Here is a 20,560-nt window from a genome sequence, read left to right as displayed (position 1 = left end):
TGGCTCTGGTACCACTTCGCAAAGCAGGAGGAAGCGGCGACGCAAGGCGGAACAAGGCGCATCATTTGGCGCCGGCAGGTTTCCCGGCAGCCCGACGGAGCCGGGTTTCCGGGGGTGGGAATGCGCGCGGGTAGCCCATCCCTTCGCGATCCGGATCTGCCGGTGGAGCCGACGCACGCGGCGCCGAACGACGCCGGGCTGGGCCGATCCGGGCTGGGCTCCGGGCGGTCAGGCGCGGAAGGGGCCGGTGACCTCGAAGGTGATGCCGGCTGTGGACGAGTTCGTCGTGCCGCGCTGCGAGGAGAAGTAGAGCCGGTCGCCGGCCGGCGTGAAGGCAGGCCCGGTGATCTCCGAACCGCTGTGGCCGTCGACGCGCAGAAGCGGCGCCACGATTCCGTCCGGCGTGATGATGTTGATCTCCATGTTGCCGCCGTCCTCGGCCACGAAGAGATCCCCGGCACGGGAGCCTGTGATGTTGTCAACGCCGGTCAGCGGCGGGTTCGCGCCGGCCTGAGCGGCGTCGTAGACAATGGACAGGGACTGCGCGGACGCATCGTAGGCCCAGACCCGGTTGTCGCCCTTCGTGGTGAAGTAGCAGATGTCGTTCGCGTACCAGCAGCCCTCTCCACCGTTGAAATGCGCCGCGGCCGAGACCTGGTTTCGCGTCGCTCGCAGGAGCCCCGCGGGGGTGGGTACCCGAGCCCATCCGACGGGTCCGGTCGCGCCAGTGGTGGCGGTGAGCACGTCCAGCGTTCCCGACGACAGGTCGCCCCAGGTCGTCGGCCGGAAGCGGTAGAAGCATCCGTCGGTCTCGTCCTCGGTCAGGTAGACCACCTTCCGAACGGGGTCGCAGGCGGCGGCCTCGTGCTTGAAGCGCCCCATCGCCGGACGGCTTACCGCTGACCTTCCGCCCTGTGGGAAGGTTTCGAATACCCGCCCGAGCCAGATCTCCTCGCAGGACAGCCAGGTTCCCCACGGCGTCGGGCCACCTGCGCAGTTCGCGTTGGAAAAGGACAGGATGGACCCAGCAGAAACGATAGTTCCGTTCGCGTCGAAACGCAGGGCCGAGGCCCCTCCTATCAGCGGAAGCTCCGAATTGGAGACGTAGACCCAGCCGCCGCCGTCCCGGGGGAAGCAGGCACCTCCGTCCGGTGCCCCGTGCCAGAGATACGAGGTGCCCGACACGGCCTTTCCGGACCTCGCCACGATTCGGCTGGTAAAGCCGCTCGGCAACGCCACTCCGTTCGCATCCGCGGCACCGAGCGCCCCGTACGGGCTTGTTCCGGGCCGGGCCGAGGCGGCAAGAGCCGCGTCCCAGGCCGCTCCGGCAAAAACGGCAGTCCCCGCCCCCGCCACGGAAAGACGGAAAAGTGTCCGACGGTTCATATGAGCCTTTTCCGTCTCACGATGCATGGTCGGGGGTTCCGCGGGCCCAGGTCGACGATCGAAAAGGCTCACCCTGCGCTCCATCCGGTCGGATAGGCTGTGTTTCGACGAAAACAAAACCTACTTTGCGGCCGGATCCGGCACCACGACGCTCAGATGAACGTTCCGGGTCGACCACGCGCCGCCGACATGGGCACTCCGCGGTGCGCGGACATGCGCACTCCGCGGTGCGCGAAGGTACCACGCGAACGTGGCGCTGGAGGTACGGAACACCCCACGGCGCATCCCTCGGCGGCTCCTCGTGGGCGCCGCAGCGACCTCCACCCACCACGAACGCAGACCGAGCAGATTTCGCCACCTGATTACCGGGAAAATCAAGATAACAACACCATTAACACCATCGAAACGCATCGTTCTCACTCCGGAGAGACCTTTGTCGGGCAGGGCGCCAGCCCGCGGTCAAGGATCGCGGGCATCGGTCGGAGCACCACCACCAGATCGAAACGGGCGTCTGCACTGATCCATGACGGCCGGTAGCAGGACCGAGACAGCTACAGCCACGGCTTCCATCTCCCGGGAGGACACAGATTCGGTGATCACCGACGATCTGGCTGCCGTGGTCCTCGACTCCCTGCCGTCCCGCATCGCCGTCCTCGGGCCGGACGGAACGGTTGTGCGCCTCAACGACGCGTGGCGGCGCAGCGCCGCCGCTGGGCTCGCGGTCGTCCCGGTCCGACCCGGTACCAGCTGGCTCGCCGCCTGTGACACCGCCGGCCAGGACGCGGCTCCGCTGCGCCAGCTCGCTCTCCTGACCCGGCGGATGCTCAACTCACGCCGCGAACAGGTGCACCTCGAGCTCCCCGTCTCCTCTCCCCGCGGAGAGCGTTGGGTGGATGTCCGGATCAGAGGGCTGAGCCGCGGGGACGGACTGGTCGTGGTGGTCGACGACGTGACCGAACGCCACGGCCAAGCCGTCGCGCTTCGGCAACGTGCCCTGCATGACCCGGTGACCGGGCTTCCCAACCGCCTGGCGCTCCGTGATCTGATCGACGATGCGCTGGAAGCGAACGCGACGGTCGAACCGGGCTATGCCGCACCGCCCGGCCGGACCAGCCCCAGCGAACGACGAACACCACCCCCACGGGCGAGTAGCGCGAGCCCGCCTCCGACGCCGGGCCCCGTTCGGGCTATGCCGGCGCGAGTTACGACGACACGAGCGGCGGCGACCGGGCGGCCTGTCGCTCCGGGTACCGAGGCCCCCGGAGTGGCCGTCCTGTTCCTGGATCTGGACCGATTTCGCCTGGTCAACGAGAGGTACGGCTACGCGGTCGGCGACAGTACTCTCTGCGCGGTGACGCGGCGGTTTCAGGCCGTGCTCGGTTCCGATGCGCTGCTCGGCCACTGGGGCGGCGACGAGTTCGTCATCGTCATGCCAAAGACGACCAGCTCAGCGGCAACCCTTCTAGCGGACCAGGTCGGTTCCTCCCTCGCCGAGCCCTTGCTTGTCGACGGACAGCAGATCCAGATCACGGTGAGCGTTGGGCTGGCCTTCGTGGGACGACTCCGATCGGGCCATGACATCTCCGTGTCGCCCAGGCCGCTCGGTTCGGCCGCCGCCATGGGCGCGGCGGGTTCAGGAACGCCGTCGTCCGACGCGGAGGCGCTGGTGAGGGCGGCTGGCGACGAAGTCGTGCGGGCGAGAGGCCGGCGTTTCGCGCAGTCGAACGATCCTCAACCGAATCAACTCTCCTGAATAGGTAACACAGAGAGAGCACTCGCTCTCCGCCGGTATCGTGCCGGTCATGTGGATCACCTGCACCGTGGCGCTGCCAGCCGAGAACGGGCATCCGCGGGCGGCCGACGGCCAGGCGCCCGCGCAGTCGACCGACGTCCGGACCGTTCTCATCCGTGCCGCCCCCGAGACACCGATGCGCGCGATCGCGGACGCGTTGGCGGCGTCGCGGCCGGGTGCCAGCGACAACCCGGGCTCCGGGCGGCACCCTCCCAGCAACCGCGGGCGCCCTCCCGGCGGACGCGGGTCTCCCCTTGGCGGCAGGGAGCGTCATCCGGCCACGTCGCAGCACCGGCAGGTACCCGCGCCATCCGTCCAGATCGACGGCGTCGAGATCGACCCGGCGCTGCGGCTCGGCGCGTCCCCACTGCGCGACGGATCGCTTGTGGGACTCGGGGCGCCCCTCGGCCAGCGCAGAGAAGCCCTGGGCCTGGTCGAGCTCCGGGTCACCGGCGGCCCGGGCTCGGGAGCCGTGTACCAGCTTGCCGCCGGCGAGTACGGTGTCGGCGCGGATCCCCTCGGTGGCATCGTTCTTCCGGAGCAGACAGCACCGTCACGGGCGCTGACACTGCGGATCGAGGTCGACGGTTCCTGCGTCGTCACACCCACCGTTCAGTCCGAGGTGTGGATCGACGGTTGCCAGCGCACCGGCCCCGCCATCTTCTCCGCGCTGCGGTACGCGAGTGACCTGACCGGGCTGGCGTTGCAGATCGGAGCCACATCTCTGCTGCTCACCGCGCCCAGTCCGCCAGATGCACTGCTTCGGCCGGAGCATGCCGGATCAGGTCTCGAGATCAGCCGGGAGCCACGTCTGGTGCGTTGGGCCGGCGACAGCCGCTACCGCCTGCCCGCACTACCCACGGCGCCGCCGGCCGCGCCGCCCCCGGTACTGGCGGCGCTCCTGCCTGCGGTCGCCGCCGGTGGCATGGCACTCGTCCTGCACGCCGCCCACCTCCTGCTGTTCGCGGCGCTGGCACCGCTGTCCCTGTTGGGATCCCATCTGGCGGGCAAACGCCGCAACACGCGCGACCATCGTCGCGCGCTCGCCGAGTACCAGCACTCCAGAGCCGACATCGAACGGGATGCCGCAGCCGCGCTGCAGCACGAGTCCGCCGTCCGGCGCGCGTCCCACCCCGACGCCGCTGCGGTGATGCTGCGTGCGGTGGGACCTCGGCGTGGCCTGTGGGAGCGTCGCCCGGAAGATCCCGACTTCCTGCACCTTCGTGTGGGCACGGGGGACGTGCCGAGCCGAGTCCGTCTGGAAGACCCGGCCGCTCCGGAGCACCGCCGGACAACCCGGTGGATGTTGCGGGCTGTGCCGGTCACGGTCCCACTGCCCGACATCGGCGTTCTCGGCGTCGTCGGCGCGAGCGGTTTCGCCCGAAGGCTCGGCTTCTGGCTCGTTTCGCAGGCCGCGGCGCTTCATAGTCCACGAGATCTGGCGATCCACCTTGTCGTCGACCCCGCCGCGGCGCCGAGCTGGGAGTGGACGCGGTGGCTGCCGCACTGCCGCCCAGCCGACGGTCCGCCGGGCGCCGTGCTCGTCGGCGCCGACGGGCCGGGCCGGGCGCATCTGGTCGATGAGCTGGTGGGGCTGACCGAAGCACGGCTGCGCCTGGCCGATCGCGGTGCCGGCAGCCGGGCCGGGGGCGCGCCCGCGGTGCTGGCCGTCGTCGAAGGAGCGGCTACGCTGCGCGCCGCGCTGATCCCGGTACTGCGGTCCGGGCCTGGCGTCGGCATACACGTGGTCTGCCTCGAACACGACCCACGGCTCCTCCCGCCCGAGTGCGTGGCAGTCGTGGAGGAAGGCCCGGCCGGGGTCCGGTTGCGGCAGCAGGGGCACCCGGACATCGACCGCATCCAGCCGGATCTTGTCGGAGGCGCGGACACGCACTCCACAGCGGACCGGCCCCGCGGCGAATCCGGGGAATCGATCTCCACGAAGCTCTCGGCGACCACAACCGCCGCTTCCGAGTCCACCACCGCGGCTGGGCGATGGTGCGAGCGGTTGGCCCGTGCGTTGGCGCCACTACGTGATCCCGGGCCCCAGGCATCGGGCGGGACGCGGCTGCCGACGGACATCCGGCTGCTGGATCTTCTGGAGATGGACCCACCGAGCTCGCGTGTGCTCGCCCCACGCTGGATCACGGCTGGCGGCGCGGCAACGTTTCCGATCGGCGTGTGCCCGACCGGCGCAGTCAACCTCGACCTGAGCCGCGACGGACCACACGCCCTCGTCGCCGGGACCACGGGGGCGGGGAAGTCCGAGCTTCTCCAGTCCCTGGTCGCCTCGCTTGCCATCCACAACCGCCCCGACGAGATGACCTTCGTCCTGATCGACTACAAGGGTGGCAGTGCCTTCGGTGACTGCGCCCGGCTGCCGCACACCGTCGGCCTCGTCACCGATCTCGATCCGCACCTGGTCCAGCGCGCGCTGGACTCCCTCGGCGCTGAGCTGCGGCGGCGGGAGTCGCTGTTCGCAGCCGCCGGCTGCAAGGACATCGACGAGTACCGACGCACCGTGCGCACCCGGCGAGCCCGGCCCGTCGGGTCGACCGAGTCCGACGGACCACGCGGGATGCAGCCGGATCCGTTGCCGCGGCTCGTCGTCGTCGTGGACGAGTTCGCCGCGCTCGTCCGGGAGCTCCCGGACTTCGTCACCGGCCTGGTCGGGCTTGCAGGTCGAGGGCGCTCGCTGGGCATGCACCTGGTGCTCGCCACCCAGCGCCCCGCCGGCGTCGTCTCGCCGGAGATCCTGGCCAACACGAACCTTCGGATCGCGCTGCGGGTCACTGATCCGACCGAGAGCACGGATGTTCTGGGGCTTCCGGACGCGGCGCTTCTTCCTGTGTCGGCGCCGGGCCGCGCGATTCTTCGAGTCGGGCAGAACCCTCCGGTTGTCTTCCAGACCGCCCGGATCGGTGGCGCACGCCGACGCGACGATGCACCGCCCGCCTCGCCTTCCGCGTCGGCGTCGGCGTCGGCGTCGGCGTCGGCGTCGGCGGAGCCACTCGTCATCGAGCTGCCCTGGCCGCCCGCCGACGAGGTGCTGGCGTCGGTCATCCGGGCCGAAAGCGAGGCGCGCTCGTCACGCCAGGTGCTGCTGAACCCGCCCGCGGCGGACGAGCCTACGGACCTGCGCCTGCTGGCCGACGCTCTGCAGGAGGCAGCCCGGGCCTGCCGCCTTCCGAGCCCGCGCCGGCCCTGGCTCGCACCGCTGCCCGTCCGCACGACCATCGGCGCCCTGCCCCCGATCGGCGCGCCGAACGAGGGCACACCGGACGGGGACACGCCCGAGGTGGGCACGCCGAAGCGCAGTGGCCTGCGCGTGCCACTCGGGCTCGCCGACCTGTGCCGGGCGCAGGCCCAGCCCACCCTCGCGCTCGATCTCGAAGGCGGATCGCACCTGCTGGTCCTCGGCGCGCCCCGGTCCGGGCGGTCGACGGTGCTGCGGACCCTCGCCGGATCGGTCTCGCTCGCCGCGCCGCCAGCGGATGTCCACATCTACGGCCTGGACTGCGGGAACAACAGTCTGGCGCCGGTCGCGGACCTGCCCCACACCGGAGCCGTTGTCACCGCTGCCGAAACCGAGCGGGTGCACCGTCTGCTGGCTCGGCTGGCAGCGGAGGTGGCGCGCCGACAGATCCTTCTCTCCCAGGGTGGCTTCGCCGACCTGGCCGAAGCGCGGCAGGCACAGCAGGCTCGGAGCACCCACGGGGCAGCGTCCTCCGCCCTGCCCTATCTCCTCCTTCTCCTCGACGGCTACGAAGGCTTTCTCGCCTCCTTCGAGAACCTGGATGGCGCAGCGGCCATAGACCGGCTCCTCGCACTTGCCCGGGACGGCCCGGCGGTCGGGTTGAGAATCGTGGTCACCGCTGACCGGCGCGGACTCACCGGGCAGCTGGCGTCGACCATCGATCAGCGCCTGGTGCTGCGCATGGCGGAACGCGCCGACTACGGCCTCGCGGGGCTGGCCGGCCTGCGCGTTCCCGAAGCCCTTCCGCCCGGAAGGGGTTATCTGATCGGCGGGTCCAACGGATCCACGGAGCGTGTCTGGGCCGAGTCAGACGGTCCGGTCGAAGTCCAGGTGGCCTTGCTGACCGACGATCCATCCGGCCCGGCGCAGGCTGGCGTGCTGCGCCGGCTGGCGGCCGCCAGAGCAGCGCCGGCGCGCCACCGGCCAGAACCCGGCGGTACGCGGTCCGACGCGGGTTCACCAGGGCCGCAACCGGCCATACAGGCCGGGCCAGTCGGGCCGGCCATACAGGCCGGGTCTCGCCCGTTTCGGGTCGACGGCCTACCTGCCCGGGTCGGTCGACGGGCCCTGCGGACTCTGAGCAGCTCCGAAAGGGGTCGCGCTGTTGACGGGCAACGACTGCCGATCATTCTGGCGGTCGGGGGTGACGAGCTGGCACCCATCAGCATCGATCTCGTCATGGATGGTCCAGGCTTCGTGATCGCCGGGCCGCCCCGATCCGGTCGCAGCACCGCACTGCTCACCATCGCGGATGAGCTACGCACACATGGCTGCCGCACCGTTGTCGTCAGCCCACGGCCGTCGCCACTGCGGGAACTCGCCGGAGAAGCGGCCACGCAGATCGTGGTGGACGTCTCCGGCGCCGATCAGCTGCGGCGCGGGGAGGAAGCGGCGGCCGGTCCCCAGACGGTCTTTCTCGTCGACGACGTCGAATCCGTCACCGGCACTCCGCTCGGCGAGGAGCTCGCGGCCCTGCTGCGTGACGACCGTGCCGACGAGAGTCGACTTGTCGCCGCCGGTACCACCGAGGATCTGGTCAACCAGTTCCGCGGCCTCGTGGTGGACGCCCGTCGTTCCCGGTGCGGTGTGCTGCTCGCCCCGACCGGCCCCGCGGACGGCGATCTGTTCGGCATACGGCTGCCTCGAGCGCTGTGCGGCCCGGGCCCACCGGGAAGAGGGCTCCTGATCCGGCGCGGCGAAATCACGCCGATCCAGGTAGTCAGCCCACTACTTGAAGGATAAAAGATGTCCACACCTTAAGGAAATGCCTCATATCTAGACATCGCCGGTACGGACGGTAGCATCCCCCTGTCGGCTGGTTCACCTCCCGGCTACTGACAGGCTGGATCCCGCCGCCGGTGCCTCCGACCCCTGCCCCCGGACGGACGGACCACCCATGCGCACGGTTACCACCCCTGCGGCCCAGAGTGCCGCCGGTCAGATGAGCCATCAGCTCACCGATCTTCAGAGCACGACAGCCAGTCTCGTCGCCCGCGGGAACGCACTCGCGGACCCGGCGAACTGGGAGGGGCCGAAAGCCCAGTTGTTCCGCACCCAGATCTGGCCCGAGGTGCAGAACACCCTGTCAGCGCTGCAGACAAACCTGGCGGACCTCGCTCGCACCGTGACCGAGGTCAACCAACGCACCGCACTGGCCGGCAGCTGACGCCGGGGCGGCACGCCGCCCCGGCACGGCTTCCACTGCCCCGGAAGACACTCAGCTTCAGGAGAATGCGATGACGACAGGATCAGGTCTGACCGTCCGGGCCACCCCACAGGCGTCGGCTGCGGTCGACGAGCTCGCCGGCCTCATCAACGGCCCACTTCTGACGCACTTCAACGGGCTTCGCGCCACCGCCCGGGTCCTCCTGGAACCGGAGAACTGGGACGGCCGCACCGCAGCGGAGTTCCGTACCTCGATCTGGCCCGCCTACGAACGAACCCTGACCGATCTGCACACCCAGCTGGACCGGCTGCGGGTTCGGCTCGCCGAGATCCAGATCGACATCCAGGCAGCGGGCTGACCCATTGTTCGAGCGGTGGCGGGACGGCACAGCCCAGCGTCCCGCCACCGGCCCCCACGGCACTGGTATCCAGGCCGCCGCACCCGCGGGAAGCCTCATGTCAGGCCAGCGGGCCTCGTCCCGCATCGTGTTCGCGGCCTGCGGTGTGATCGCCGTCCTGGTCACGGGCATGGGCTAGATCACGCTCGTGCTCGTGCTCGTGGTGATGCAGGTGATCGTTCAGCAGGGCCACGACGTCGGCGGTGTCCAGCTGGATGCACCCGGACCTCGTCCGCACCGTGGCCTCGGCGAGATCGAGCTCCAGGAGCATCCACACGCTGCCGAGATCGAGCAGGTCCGGTGTCGGGTGCCGATCGGTGAACGCCTGCGCGAGCTCCGAGACGGCCCCACCTGGCACCGGTGCGACCCATCCGGCCAGGGCGACCGAGACCCATTCACAGCCGTCCGCTGACACCGGCCCGCAGATCTGGAACCGGCAGGCCTGGTCCTCGGTGCCCAGCAGACGTCCGACCGAGAACGGGGCCAGCATCACGAGGCGGGTGGCCGGGACGGCCGCGAACTGCTCGAACAGGCTCGGTTCCGCTGGAACAGGGCCGGCGTGAGTGGCCCCGACCGGCGCCGGATCGGCCATGACGAGGTCGGCGGGGACGGCGTCGGTGGGTGCGGCCCCACCAGGGCCCGGGTCGTATGCCCCCGGCCCGAGCGTGGACATCCCCGCGGAGGCGATGACCGCGAAGCGCAGGCCATGCACCAGGCGCCCACCCCACAGGACAAGGCTGCCGTACGGCGCGACGCGGATCAGCTCGCGCGCTGCCCGTCTGGTCGCCGCCAGGACGTCCGCAGGCCCCTCGCCCCACGTCCCGTGCGTTGCCCCGGGCCGATCAATCGTGCCGTCCGCCACCTGCTCCACCACCAGTCGATCCACTATGGTTAGGTTTGCCTAATTTAAGGACACCTAACCTAAAGGAGGATGCGGTGCGCCACAAGCCCGTCGCCAAGCTCAGCCGCAGCATCGGGATGCCGCTGACCGACAAGGCGGCCCGCTACTTCGAGAACCGGCCCTACCCGCCCGGCCCGCACGGCCGCGGGCGCAAGACGATGTCGCCCTACAAGGAGCGGCTGCGGGAGAAGCAGCGGCTGCGCTTCCAGTACCACATCAGCGAGAAGCAGCTCCGGCGGGCGTTCGACCAGGCTGATCGTGGGACGGGACGCACCGGCCACCTGCTCATCGAAGATCTGGAGACCCGCCTGGACGCGGTCGTTCTGCGGGCCGGCTTCGCCAAGACGATCTACCAGGCTCGCCAGTTCGTCAGCCACCGGCACATCCAGGTGAACGGAGGTCGGGTGGACCGTCCCGGTTTCCGCGTCCAACCCGGCGATGTCATCACCGTCACCACCCGCAGCCGCACCATGGCGCCATTCCGGATCGTTGCCGAGACCCAGCCGACCGGGGCTCCGCCGCCCGCGTACCTGGATGTCGACCGCGGCGCGCTGGTGGCCGTGCTCAGCCGACGGCCAAGCCGGCCGGAGATCCCAGTGGTCTGCGACGAGCAGCTCGTCGTCGAGTACTACGCACGCTGACAGACCGCATCGCGGTCACGGCATCTCGTGGACGAAGGTGAACGTCGCGGTCACGGCGTCGAACAGGTCGTGCAGCGCCACCGCCAGGGCCGTGTTCGGACTGGCGCAGGCGATCACCGCTATGCGGTCATGTCCCGGGACCGGGACCGTCGTCCGCATCACCAGGTGGGAGATCTCCGCGCCGTCCGTCGACCGCTGCGGCTCGAGCCGCACGGTCCTGGTGGCCAGGCCGACAGCCGGCAGGTCCACGGAGCCGACGCGACGCCAGCGCCGACGCTCCCCCGCCTCGGCCTCGTCGGACGCAGGGCGTTCCTGCCGAGGGAGGTCGGGTATGTGTCGGTCGGTTGGCTGGACGCAGACCATGACACAGGCGGACAGGCCGATGCCGCGGACGTCCTCGATCATGACGGCGCAGTAGGCCGCGCCGGCGCTTTCGGCGCGGGTGGCGGCGTCATACAGAATCCGGGCGACGGTGGGTTCCCGCCCTGCCAGCAGTGGATGGCCACGCGCCCGCTCCGTGGCCATCCGGGCGATCGCCGCCGTGCTGCGGGCGGCCTGGGTATCCAGCACGAACCAGCTGTCCGGCACGGCTATGGAGAAGCGGGGAGGTTTCCCCCGCCGCCCCGTTGTATGCCTCTGCACCCTGGCCGTCCTGCCCTCTGCTCTGCCCTGACCTGCGAGTCAGTACCTCGGTACGTACGACTCTTGCGGGATCCCGACGTTCGGAACACTCATCTGTATTGGATTCGAACTTCAGCACGTCGGCGTCAACCCCGCGACGCAAACGATCCAGCTGGCAAAAGTATGCATAATCACCACAAATATGGATCATTCGGACAACAGTTGACGCAGCGGCGCATCCAGTGCTTTCAACCCCAAGAGCGCGTATCGCCCGCACACGGTGCGCCAGCGCCTCGCAGCGACGAGTCGCCAGAGTCAGCAAGCCTGTGTCATTCGTGTGAACGCCGCGCCCAGCAGAGTGAAATATGACCTGTAGTGAGACCAGACGTGGTGGACTGTTACAGTGTGGGGGAGACAGGCAGTTCGCGACCGCCAGCGGGCCGTGCTACGGGCCGCGTAGCAGGCCACGCCGCGGGTCATCCAGCAGGTCATGCCACGCGCAGTCCAGCAGGCGGCTCAGCCGGCGTCGGCGCACGCCGGGGCAGCGGTTCAGCTGCTGCGCTGTTACTGGCTCTCGGTATCGGCGTTCCCGTCCTCCTCCTCGTGCTCAGCGGCACTCCGCTGTCCGCCGCCTTCGGTGATTCCGGAGCGTTCACCGGTGAGTTCGGTGCGGCCAACCTTCTGCGCCTTATGGTTCTGGCGGCATGGCTGACCTGGGTTCATTTCGTCGTGTGCGTCATCGCCGAATGGCGGGCCGAGCGGCGGGAGACGGGCCTTGCCCCGCGAATTCCGTTCGGTGGCGGCAGCCAGCTCCTGGCCCGCAGGCTGGTAGGTGACCTGCTACCGCTGGCCACACCACGCGGCGCCACACCCCGCAGCACGGCACCCCCTCGAGGCCGCTCGGCTGCCCGGCGCGGCGCCGCGCACCGAGGTGCACCGAGGGTGGGAGGGCCGGCGCCCGAGCTGCCCCGTCCCGACGGTTCCGGGGCTGGCCGGCGGAGCCGTGGTCCCGGCGATGACCAGAACTCGGCGCAGGCAGCAGCGGGGCAGGTGACCGCGGGCGAGGTGGCGGCGGCGGCCGGCCGGCTACGCCGATCGGACCCAGCCGCGATCTCACGGCTTGCCCGCGGCCTCACCGCTGCCCAGCCGAACCGGAGCCATCCGACGACATCCCAGGCGCGCCCCGCGCTGCCCGCAGCCGCACCCGCACCTGCGGCCTCGGCGGCTGCCGCTGCGGCGGCAACTCCCTCGTCGACCTCCACGTCACCGCCTGTGCAGAAGCCGTCCTCGCGGCCACCGGCATCGCGGCCGCCCGCATCGCAGCCGCCCGAATCGCGGCCGTCGGCATCGCCACCCGCGGTGGAAAGCGCAGCTGGTACCGGGGACGGGCACAGCAGGCCGAGGAGCGGATCCGGATCACTCGCCCCCCGGAGCCGCGCCGTCGTCAGCACCACCGGGTCCGCCTACGCCGCGACCACCGGGTCGTCCTACGCCGCGCCCGCCCCGGCTTCGACCGGGCCGATGCCGATCAGGCAGCGCCCGACCGGTGACGTGGCCGGGGGTCCCGCGTCCACCACGGTCCCGGCGCGGCGTTTCCGGTGGGATGAGCATGCCTCCGCCCCACGCGAGCTGACCGCGGGCGAGGAGAGTCCCGCCGATCTCTTCCCGGACGGCGTCGACGTCAAGTTCTGCGAGGTTCGCCCGGCCGACGGGCGCCAGCACGACACCCTCTGGGCGATCGCCCGGCGGTTGCTCGGCGACAGCCTCCGCTACCGCGAGCTCTTCACTCTCAACGAGGGTCGCACCCAGCCGGACGGGCAGGTGCTCAGCGCGCCCTCACTCGTGGCCCCCGGCTGGGTGCTGCTGCTCCCCCCGGACGCCGCCGGCGAGGAGGTCCGGACGATCCGGGTCCCACACCGCGAAGCCTCCTGGATCCACGAGGTCCATTCCCATTTCGCCGCCCAGCGCGAGGCCGAAACGAGCCAACCGACGGCCCACACCGGACCCACCGCCCCGGGTACCAGCGGCAGTGGTGCCGGGAGTGCCACCGGCCCCCTGCAGACCGGGCCCGTGGGCACGGGCTGGCCGGGCGCCACGGCCGGCGGGCCGAGCACCACGGGCGGCTGGACCGGCGCACCAGGTCCGGCTGACCATCGACAGGGCCAGCACTACCGGCCCGGCTACGAATCCCCGGCCGCCGGCGCCGGCGGAACAACCGCGGCGGCGGCCTCGACCGGCCCCACAACCGCACCAGGACCAGCGGGAAGGGCGGGAACGGCGGGGCCCAGGGGCCAACGCGGCGGTCACGACGACCGAACAGGTGCGGCATCGGCCTCAGCGGCCAGCCGCGCGGCTTCGGGCCGCATCGGCGGCGGGCGGGGAATCAGCGGTGCCGCACTGCTCGCCGCCGGAGTCCTCACCGCGCTGACCAGGCGCAGATCGGGCGACGCCAACGCCGATCCGTTCTCCGCCGAGGTCGAACACGCCCTGCGGCTGGCCGCGGACCTGCCTTCCGCCCGATTCGTCGACCGGTCGCTTCGGCTGCTTTCCGCCGGGCTGACCGCCCGCGGCCGAGAACTGCCACCCGTGTACGCGGCGATCCTCACCGACGCCGCCCTCGTCCTGCACATGGCGCCCGCCGTCGCCAAACCCCCGCCGAGTCCCTGGCAGGTCGGCAACAACCCCGGCTCGTGGCGCATCGAACGCAACCCCGACGCACCGGACGGGCTCCCCTTCGAGGCCAGCGCCAGCCTGTCGGCGGACGTCCCGGCGCCCTACCCGGCACTCGTCACCGTCGGGCGTGACGACACCGGCTGCCGCATCCTCGTCGACCTCGAAGGCGCCCCCGGCGTGATCGCCCTCACCGGGGATCCGGCGGTGGCCAGCGAGGCCGCGATCTCCGTCGCGGTCGAGCTGGCGACGAACATCTGGTCCGACGACCTGCGGGTCTGCCTCGTCGGCTTCGCCGACGACCCCAGCCCGATCGCGCCGGGACGGCTGCGTACCTCGTCCAGCCTGGCCGACATCCTGGACGAGTTGGAAGCCCGCGAACCACGGGACACCGCCTGGGGCGCCGAGCCGGGCGCCGCTCTGCGTGGACGGCAGTCGCCGGCCGCCCCGGCGGAGTGGTCGCCGGACCTGCTGGTCCTCGCCGGCCCGCCGGCACCGGCTCATGCCGAGCGGCTGGCCAGGCTCGCGGGCGGGCGCGACCACACCGTCGGTGTGCTGATGGTCGGTGACAGCCCGGCGGCACGCTGGCGCTTCGACGTCCAGCCCGACGCCCGGATGTCGCTCGGCGTGCTCGGCGTCGAGGTCAACGCCCAGACCCTCGCCGCGGCCGAGTACGCGGCGATGCTGGCGATGTTCCGCATCCAGGCCGGGGGATCGCGCGGCACCGCAGTCCCGCGCCCGCCCTGGGCAAGCACTCCGTCCTACAGCCCAGCCGACTACGACGGCTACGACGACGACCACAGCGACGGGCCAGCCGGCTACGAAGACGACCACGACGACGGGCCGGTCGACGACGACCACGACGGCTACGACGGCTACGACCGCCACGACGGCTCCGGCGACTACGACAGCTACGACGACCGCCGCGGGACGGCGTCCGGCACCGGCGCGCACCTCACCGCCGCACAGCACCACGGTCATGCCACTGGTCCAGTGCGTCTGCCCGCCCCAGGCGCTGCGTCGACCTCGTCTGATGCCCGCGCCCAGCCCGATCACCCCGAAAGGGCCACGGCCGCCTTCCCGGTGGCACCGCCGCCTCCTCCGGCTACGCCTCCCCCACCGACGCCGCTCCCGCCCACACCTGCCAGGCCCGCGCCGCCTCTGCCGCCGTACGCTCCGACCTCCGGTCCGGCCACCGGCCACGGGAACACAGGCCCCTACCAGGTGCCCGCACCCACGCCGGCGCCCTCACCGCCGCCGCCGTCGCCGTCAACGCATCCGGAGGGCACCCGCCCACCTCGGGACGCCGATTCGATCCCCGGCCCCGTGCCGTGGGTGCCTCCGCCGAGTTCGGCGCCTTCCGTCATCCGCATGCCCATCGGCCCGCGCCCCGGGGACGACCTCGCCCCGCCGCACACACAGCCGCCCGCCGCCCCGCCCATCCCACCTGCCCCGGACAGCTACGTCCCAGCCGGCTACGTCCCAGCCGGCTACGTCCCAGATGGCTATGGCCCAGATGGCTATGGCCCAGCCGGATACGTCCCGGATGGCCGTGATGGCCAGGTCCCGGACGGCTACGCCCCGGCCACGCCACCGCCTTCGCCTCCGGCCCCGCCCGCACCGCCATCGCAGGGACCAACCTGGCCCCCGCCCCCGGCACCTTCGGCGGCGGCGCCCCGCCCGCACCGCCCCTGCCGGCACCGCCCCTGCCGGCACCGGCGGACCATCCACCGGCCTACCTGACGCCGGCGGACCAGCCGGTCCTGCGGCCTACGGACGTCCCGAGGGTTCCGCGGACGCTGCTCGTCCCCCCATCGCATGACCAGCAGCAGCCGGCACCAAGCCATCGCCAGCCATCGCCTCCCGGCCCCGAGGAAGCCGCGGCCCAGCGACCGCGGGAATACCAGGAGGCCCGGGAATACCAGGAGGCCACAGAATCCTGGGCCGAAGACTACGTCCAGTGGGGCGGTGGTTCGCCATCGTCGCCCCCGCCTCCCCCGTCGTCGCCGCCACCGAACGAACTTCCCGCCCACCCGTCGACGCATCCGCACGCCTATTACACCGAGCCGCCCTACGGTGCCGCCCCGCCGAGCCAGCCCAGCCCCGCGAGCCAGACCGCGGGCGCGAGCCAGACCGCGGGCGAGGCCGGGAACCTGGGCGGGAGCATGACCGGGGCGGAGCAGCCGCAGGACGCGCACTTCCCCCGGCCGGACTCCGCCGCCGATGCCCTGGCGACCCTGCCGCACCTCGAACCGCACCCCGCGGGGCCCACGGAGGCCGAGGTCCATGTGCTCGGCTACCCCTACATCGGTGCACCCGGACCGATCCAGCGTGAGCAGGCCGACCTGCTCACCGAGATCATCGTCTTCCTCGCACTGCACCGGGACGGTGCCTATCCCGAGGAGCTGCGCGACTTCCTCGGCCTGTCGAACCCGTCGAGCCCATCGGCACCATCGGACGGACAGGCCACACAGGGGTCAGCGATCCTGCCCGCGCTGATCGCCGCCCGCAGCTGGCTGGGCGTCGACGCCGACGGCCGGCCCCGCCTGCAGCCCGCTCCGGACGGACTCTGGACGCTCAGTTCGGACGTCCGCTGCGACTGGGAACTCTTTGTGGCCTACAGCCACCGCGCCGCTCGCCCCGACGACGCCAGCAACCCGCAGGCGGACCTGCGCGACGCCCTGAACCTGATCGGCGGACCACTGTGGTCCGACCGAGCCGACGGCAGGTACCAGTGGGTGGAGACGACCCCGGTGGCGCGCACCATGCGCGACGCCGTCATCGACGCGGCGCACCGACTCGCCGCCATCACCCTCGAACGAGGCGACACGATGACCGCGATGGCCGCCTGCCGCACCGGCCTGCGCGCCGTGCCGACCGCCGAGGCACTGTGGCGTGACCTGCTACGCACCGTCGCCGCCCGCGGTGAACGCAAGACATTGGAAGCCGTCGCCGGCGAGCTGTACCGGGCCATCGCCGCTCCGCCGGGCCGCCCCAGCCGGGCCGCGGAACCGGAGACCGACGCCCTCGTCCAGGAACTCCTCCCCGGCTTCCGCCGGCGCCGCCACTGACGCCCCCGGCCGACATCGCGAAGACCCGCGCAATCGCGAACACTGGCTGAATGCGTCTCGTTCTGCTGGCTGACACGCACGTCCCGGCCCGGGCCCGTGACCTGCCCGCGCAGGTCTGGTCCGCCGTCGACGAGGCCGATGTCGTGATCCACGCCGGCGACTGGGTCGGCGCCGACCTGCTGCACCAGCTCACCGCCCGCTCCCGACGGCTCGTCGCCTGCTGGGGCAACAACGACGGACCCGACATCCGCGCCCAGGTACCCGAAGTCGCCAGGATCACCCTGGACGGACTGCGGTTCGTCGTCGTCCACGAGACCGGCCCGGCCACCGGCCGCGAACGCCGCCTGGTCGCCGCCTACCCCGACGCCGACGTGCTCGTCTTCGGTCACTCCCACATCCCCTGGGACACCACGACGCCACGCCCCGACGGCGCACACCCCCTGCGGCTGCTGAACCCCGGCTCGCCCACGGACCGCCGCCGCCAGCCCCACCCCACCTACCTGACCGCGACCATCGCGGCCAGCACCCTGACCGACGTCGAACTGCACCAACTCCCGACCCCGACATCGACACGCCCCCACCGAGAGCCCATCCGACGATCATGAATGCCAGAACACCAAGGATCAGGCGGCCGCGGTTCGTAGCACCCGCTCCGCGTGCTGTAAGCTGGCGAAGCCGAACGCGAGAGTGATCGGCAGGCGCTCGTAGCTCAACGGATAGAGCATTTGACTACGGATCAAAAGGTTGGGGGTTCGAGTCCCTCCGAGCGCACGCACGGTTGAGACAGGCCAGAGCCCCGCAGCCCCCATCCAAGGCCGCGGGGCTCTGCCGCTTCCAGGGTCAAGTACTGCAGTTCGTACTGCAGTTGGAAACGATCACGTTTTCACGGCTTGATCACTCTCGCCGTTTTCGTCACTGTCCGTAGTTGACGGCCGGTGCAGCCTGGTGAGGATGTCGTCCATGCTCCGGGCGGTCGAGCGGCGCACCTCGTCCAGGATGTCCACGTAGATGTCCGCCGTGGTGGCCAGCCTGGTGTGCCGCAGCAGGGCCCGGATCTCGTTCAGGTCGACGCCGGCGGAGAACAGCAGCGACGCCGCCGTGTGGCGCAGGTCGTGAACGCGGGTGTGCGGGATTTCCGCCCGCTCACACACCTTGTCCCACCAGCGGTTCACGTTTCGCGGGTCGATCCGGTTGCCGGTCGCCGAGGTGAACACCAGCCCCGGATCGGCCCATTCGCACGCTTCCGCCCTGGCCTTTTCCTGACGTCGCCGATGCTCGCGGAGGACGGTCACGACCATCGTGGGCAGCGCCAGCCGCGCCCGTGAGCCTGCGGTCTTCAGTTCGTCGTCTTCGACGAGTTCCCAGCGCTGAACACCGGTCTCCGGGTCGATATGCGAGCGTCGCCGCCGTTGCTTGCGGACGATGGCGACCGTACCCGCGTCCAGGTCGACGACGTCCCATCGCAACGCGAGCGCCTCACCCTTGCGCAGGCCGAGTGCGAGGATCACCAGCCACAGCGCCGCGTTGCGGTCGACGAGCGCCACCGCGACCGCCTTCCGCGCCTCCTCGTCCGACAGCGACCGGGCCGCGCCCTTCACCGACTTCGGCGGCTGGACGAGTTCGGCCACGTTCCGCGAGACCAGTTCCTCGCGCATCGCGTCCGCGAGTGCCGTCCGCAGGATCGCATGCAGGTAGCGGACGGACCGCGCCGACAGCGGTTTGATCGGCTTCGGATCGGCCGCCGCCGGAGCCGACGCCAGCTTGCTCGCCGAGGTCCTCCGAGGACGCTTCGGCTGACCGTCCTCCGCGCGCTCCGCCGCCTCTTCGGCCTTCTGGCGTTCCTTCGCCGCCCGCGCTTCTTCCCGGGCTTTGCGCGCAGCGACGCCGGCCGCGGACGGTTCGGTCAGCTTCGCCGTCATCCACTTCCGCACGTGGGCGGTCGAGAGGTCCCGCAGCTTGTGGCGCCCGAGTACCGGGACGATGTGCAGACGGACGAGCAGCGCGTAGGACTCCATCGTGGATTCCGCGAGCGTCCCCGCGACGACCCGGGCCGGGAGGACCACCGTGACCCACTGGTCGAGGTACTCGCCGACCGTGATCTGAGTCGTGACGACCGGGGTTCCGTCCTGCGCAGCCCGCAGCGCTGCCGTCATCTTCTCCCGGACCGGCTCACGGGTCGGGCCGTAGAACGTCGGACGCCGCCCGTCCGGGAGGCTCACCTGGCCTGCCCAGCCGTTGCGGTACCGGTAGATCGAGCCCTCGTTGTTCCCGCGCCGGCCCTTGCCCGACCGGTCCCCCGCGGCCATCAGGCGACGTCCAGCGGGTTGCCGTCGGGCCAGGTGATGTTGTCGCACCAGGCGCAGCCGTAGCGGCTCTCGCCCATGTCGCAGGCGAACTTGTCCTCACCAACAGTCTGTGGGTAGCGGCGTCCTTCGCCGCGTTTCGCGCGTTCGATGTGCTCCCGGAGAGCCTGTTGCAGGCTCATCGTCGGGTGTCCTTCCTGGTCGATGGGCATGACGAAGACAGCTCCTTGCCGAGAAAAGAACGGGAAGAGGAACCCGGGCCGCGGGTGATGTCGCCCGGTGCGGTGGGGTTTCCGTTCTCTGGCCTGGGGATGGTCTGCCGAGGCGCCGGCCGCGTCCAGGGCGCTTCGCGTCGCTACGCGATCGGCCTGCGGCCGACCCTGGACACGTCCGACACCTCGACAGCTTCAGATGCCCCCAGAGAACGAAAGAAAAATGGGGGTAGGGCAGGTGTGGCTGCCGCTACGCGCGGGTGATGCTGACTGCTCCCGGGCCGCCGGACAACTTCACCGTCCGCCAGGCCGGTGCGTCCTCTCCGGGTACCTGCCGGAAGATGAGCACCGCGTCGACGTCGCCGAAGTGCTCGGTGAAGAACGCATCGGACGGCAGCGTGCTGAGGATCGCCATCAGGTCGCCGACATCGGCGCCGGGACGGATCGTCAGCTCATGCGTGCCGGTGTCGAGGGTGCGGGCCGCGATCAGCGGGGACTCGCCGTCACCGGGGGTCCGCCACGCGCCGAAACCGTCGGACGAGAAAATGGGCATGGGTCTCAACTCCTGTGTACGCAGGATTGGGATCAAGGTCCCGGTTGGGTGTTCGCAGCACCCGCCGGGACCGCCTTCACTTAGCAGTCGCTAAGTTGTGTCCGATGATGCGGCCCGGACTTAGCACATGTCAAGTACTCTTCCGCCGTGGGACGGACACAGCTCATGGGCACGGCCGAGATCGCCGAGCGCCTCGGCGTGAGTCGCGTCCGCGTGCACCAGATCGCCACCACCGACCCGTCCTTCCCGGAGCCGCTCGACGAGATCAAGGCCGGAAAGGTCTGGCTCGCCGAGGACATCGAACGGTGGATCAGCAAGCACCGACCGCCGGCCAGATCCTGACCGGTCAGCCCACGACGGCGGAGCCATCGACGATCACGCGGCCAGCGCCGATCCGCCCCGCAGCCGGTCGACGTAGGCGCTCAGCTCATCGGCCGGGATCCGCCGCAGCCGGCCGATCGACACCGACGCGAACGCCCCCGCCTTCATGAGCTGATACAGCTTCGCCCGGCTGACGCCGAGCACTTCCGCGGCTTCGTCGACGGTCAGGAGAAGCTTGGTCACGGGTACCTTCCGGACGAGTCGGGTCA

At 71.0% G+C, this 20,560-nt stretch carries 16 protein-coding genes and 1 tRNA gene; 10 read left to right on the top strand and 7 right to left on the bottom strand.

Annotated features, from left to right (window positions below; translation table 11 throughout):
• Positions 1–228: 228 nt before the first annotated feature.
• Positions 229–1,386 (bottom strand): alkaline phosphatase PhoX, encoded by a 1,158-nt coding sequence (locus tag FREUN1FDRAFT_RS04630; protein WP_035949947.1) that lies wholly within the window; start codon positions 1,384–1,386, stop codon positions 229–231.
• A 592-nt stretch (positions 1,387–1,978) separates the two neighbouring features.
• On the opposite strand from FREUN1FDRAFT_RS04630, the gene FREUN1FDRAFT_RS04625 reads away from it, so the two are divergent.
• From FREUN1FDRAFT_RS04625 to FREUN1FDRAFT_RS04610, 4 genes are all read left to right on the top strand, one after another.
• The gene (locus FREUN1FDRAFT_RS04625) at positions 1,979–3,139 is read left to right on the top strand and encodes a GGDEF domain-containing protein (protein ID WP_006538793.1); all 1,161 of its coding nucleotides are present in this window, start codon (positions 1,979–1,981) and stop codon (positions 3,137–3,139) included.
• A 49-nt stretch (positions 3,140–3,188) separates the two neighbouring features.
• Positions 3,189–8,177, top strand: coding sequence for an FtsK/SpoIIIE domain-containing protein (locus FREUN1FDRAFT_RS04620; RefSeq protein WP_006538792.1), 4,989 nt, complete (start codon positions 3,189–3,191; stop codon positions 8,175–8,177).
• A 154-nt stretch (positions 8,178–8,331) separates the two neighbouring features.
• The gene (locus FREUN1FDRAFT_RS04615; RefSeq protein ID WP_006538791.1) at positions 8,332–8,601 is read left to right on the top strand and encodes a hypothetical protein; all 270 of its coding nucleotides are present in this window, start codon (positions 8,332–8,334) and stop codon (positions 8,599–8,601) included.
• Positions 8,602–8,671: 70 nt separating this feature from the next.
• Positions 8,672–8,959 (top strand): hypothetical protein, encoded by a 288-nt coding sequence (locus FREUN1FDRAFT_RS04610; RefSeq protein WP_006538790.1) that lies wholly within the window; start codon positions 8,672–8,674, stop codon positions 8,957–8,959.
• A 100-nt stretch (positions 8,960–9,059) separates the two neighbouring features.
• Here FREUN1FDRAFT_RS04610 and FREUN1FDRAFT_RS04605 read toward each other — a convergent pair whose 3' ends face one another.
• Positions 9,060–9,872, bottom strand: coding sequence for a hypothetical protein (locus tag FREUN1FDRAFT_RS04605; RefSeq protein ID WP_198144237.1), 813 nt, complete (start codon positions 9,870–9,872; stop codon positions 9,060–9,062).
• Positions 9,873–9,934: 62 nt separating this feature from the next.
• Between FREUN1FDRAFT_RS04605 and rpsD the strand changes: the two genes are divergently transcribed.
• Positions 9,935–10,540: a 30S ribosomal protein S4 gene (gene rpsD, locus FREUN1FDRAFT_RS04600; protein WP_006538788.1), complete on the top strand. Its 606-nt coding sequence runs from the start codon at positions 9,935–9,937 to the stop codon at positions 10,538–10,540.
• Between the two features lie 15 nt (positions 10,541–10,555).
• On the opposite strand, the gene FREUN1FDRAFT_RS04595 is transcribed toward rpsD, so the two are convergent.
• Positions 10,556–11,110, bottom strand: a complete 555-nt coding sequence (locus tag FREUN1FDRAFT_RS04595; RefSeq protein WP_232295040.1) for a hypothetical protein — start codon at positions 11,108–11,110, stop codon at positions 10,556–10,558.
• A 1,410-nt stretch (positions 11,111–12,520) separates the two neighbouring features.
• Here FREUN1FDRAFT_RS04595 and FREUN1FDRAFT_RS43465 point away from each other — a divergent pair.
• The 4 genes from FREUN1FDRAFT_RS43465 to FREUN1FDRAFT_RS04575 all read left to right on the top strand — a co-directional run bounded on the left by FREUN1FDRAFT_RS43465 (position 12,521) and on the right by FREUN1FDRAFT_RS04575 (position 17,673).
• Positions 12,521–15,574 carry a LysM peptidoglycan-binding domain-containing protein gene (locus FREUN1FDRAFT_RS43465; RefSeq protein ID WP_198144236.1) on the top strand — a complete coding sequence of 1,018 codons (3,054 nt, stop codon included), beginning with the start codon at positions 12,521–12,523 and terminating at the stop codon, positions 15,572–15,574.
• Positions 15,575–15,996: 422 nt separating this feature from the next.
• On the top strand, positions 15,997–16,902 hold the full coding sequence (locus FREUN1FDRAFT_RS04585; RefSeq protein WP_006538783.1) for a bacterial transcriptional activator domain-containing protein: 906 nt from the start codon (positions 15,997–15,999) through the stop codon (positions 16,900–16,902).
• Between the two features lie 50 nt (positions 16,903–16,952).
• Positions 16,953–17,507, top strand: coding sequence for a metallophosphoesterase (locus FREUN1FDRAFT_RS04580; RefSeq protein WP_006538782.1), 555 nt, complete (start codon positions 16,953–16,955; stop codon positions 17,505–17,507).
• Between the two features lie 93 nt (positions 17,508–17,600).
• Positions 17,601–17,673, top strand: a tRNA-Arg gene (locus tag FREUN1FDRAFT_RS04575).
• Positions 17,674–17,777: 104 nt separating this feature from the next.
• Here the strand turns inward: FREUN1FDRAFT_RS04575 and FREUN1FDRAFT_RS04570 are convergent.
• The 3 genes from FREUN1FDRAFT_RS04570 to FREUN1FDRAFT_RS04560 all read right to left on the bottom strand — a co-directional run bounded on the left by FREUN1FDRAFT_RS04570 (position 17,778) and on the right by FREUN1FDRAFT_RS04560 (position 19,970).
• Positions 17,778–19,208: a site-specific integrase gene (locus FREUN1FDRAFT_RS04570; protein WP_006538781.1), complete on the bottom strand. Its 1,431-nt coding sequence runs from the start codon at positions 19,206–19,208 to the stop codon at positions 17,778–17,780.
• Entirely contained in the window at positions 19,208–19,417 is a 210-nt protein-coding gene (locus FREUN1FDRAFT_RS04565; protein ID WP_006538780.1) for a hypothetical protein, read from the bottom strand. The genes FREUN1FDRAFT_RS04570 and FREUN1FDRAFT_RS04565 overlap by 1 nt, the downstream gene beginning before the upstream one ends.
• Positions 19,418–19,667: 250 nt before the next feature.
• Entirely contained in the window at positions 19,668–19,970 is a 303-nt protein-coding gene (locus tag FREUN1FDRAFT_RS04560) for a hypothetical protein (RefSeq protein ID WP_006538779.1), read from the bottom strand.
• Between the two features lie 165 nt (positions 19,971–20,135).
• Between FREUN1FDRAFT_RS04560 and FREUN1FDRAFT_RS04555 the strand changes: the two genes are divergently transcribed.
• A complete protein-coding gene (locus tag FREUN1FDRAFT_RS04555) occupies positions 20,136–20,312 on the top strand; it encodes a hypothetical protein (RefSeq protein ID WP_006538778.1) in 177 nt (58 codons plus the stop codon).
• Between the two features lie 33 nt (positions 20,313–20,345).
• Here the strand turns inward: FREUN1FDRAFT_RS04555 and FREUN1FDRAFT_RS04550 are convergent, their stop codons facing one another.
• Positions 20,346–20,534: a helix-turn-helix domain-containing protein gene (locus FREUN1FDRAFT_RS04550; RefSeq protein WP_035949941.1), complete on the bottom strand. Its 189-nt coding sequence runs from the start codon at positions 20,532–20,534 to the stop codon at positions 20,346–20,348.
• Between the last annotated feature and the right edge of the window lie 26 nt (positions 20,535–20,560).

Origin of the sequence: Parafrankia sp. EUN1f (assembly GCF_000177675.1) — a bacterium.
Taxonomy (GTDB): Bacteria; Actinomycetota; Actinomycetes; order Frankiales; family Frankiaceae; genus Parafrankia.
Note: the sequence above shows the minus strand (reverse complement) of the source record. Positions and strands in the feature narration are given on the sequence as shown.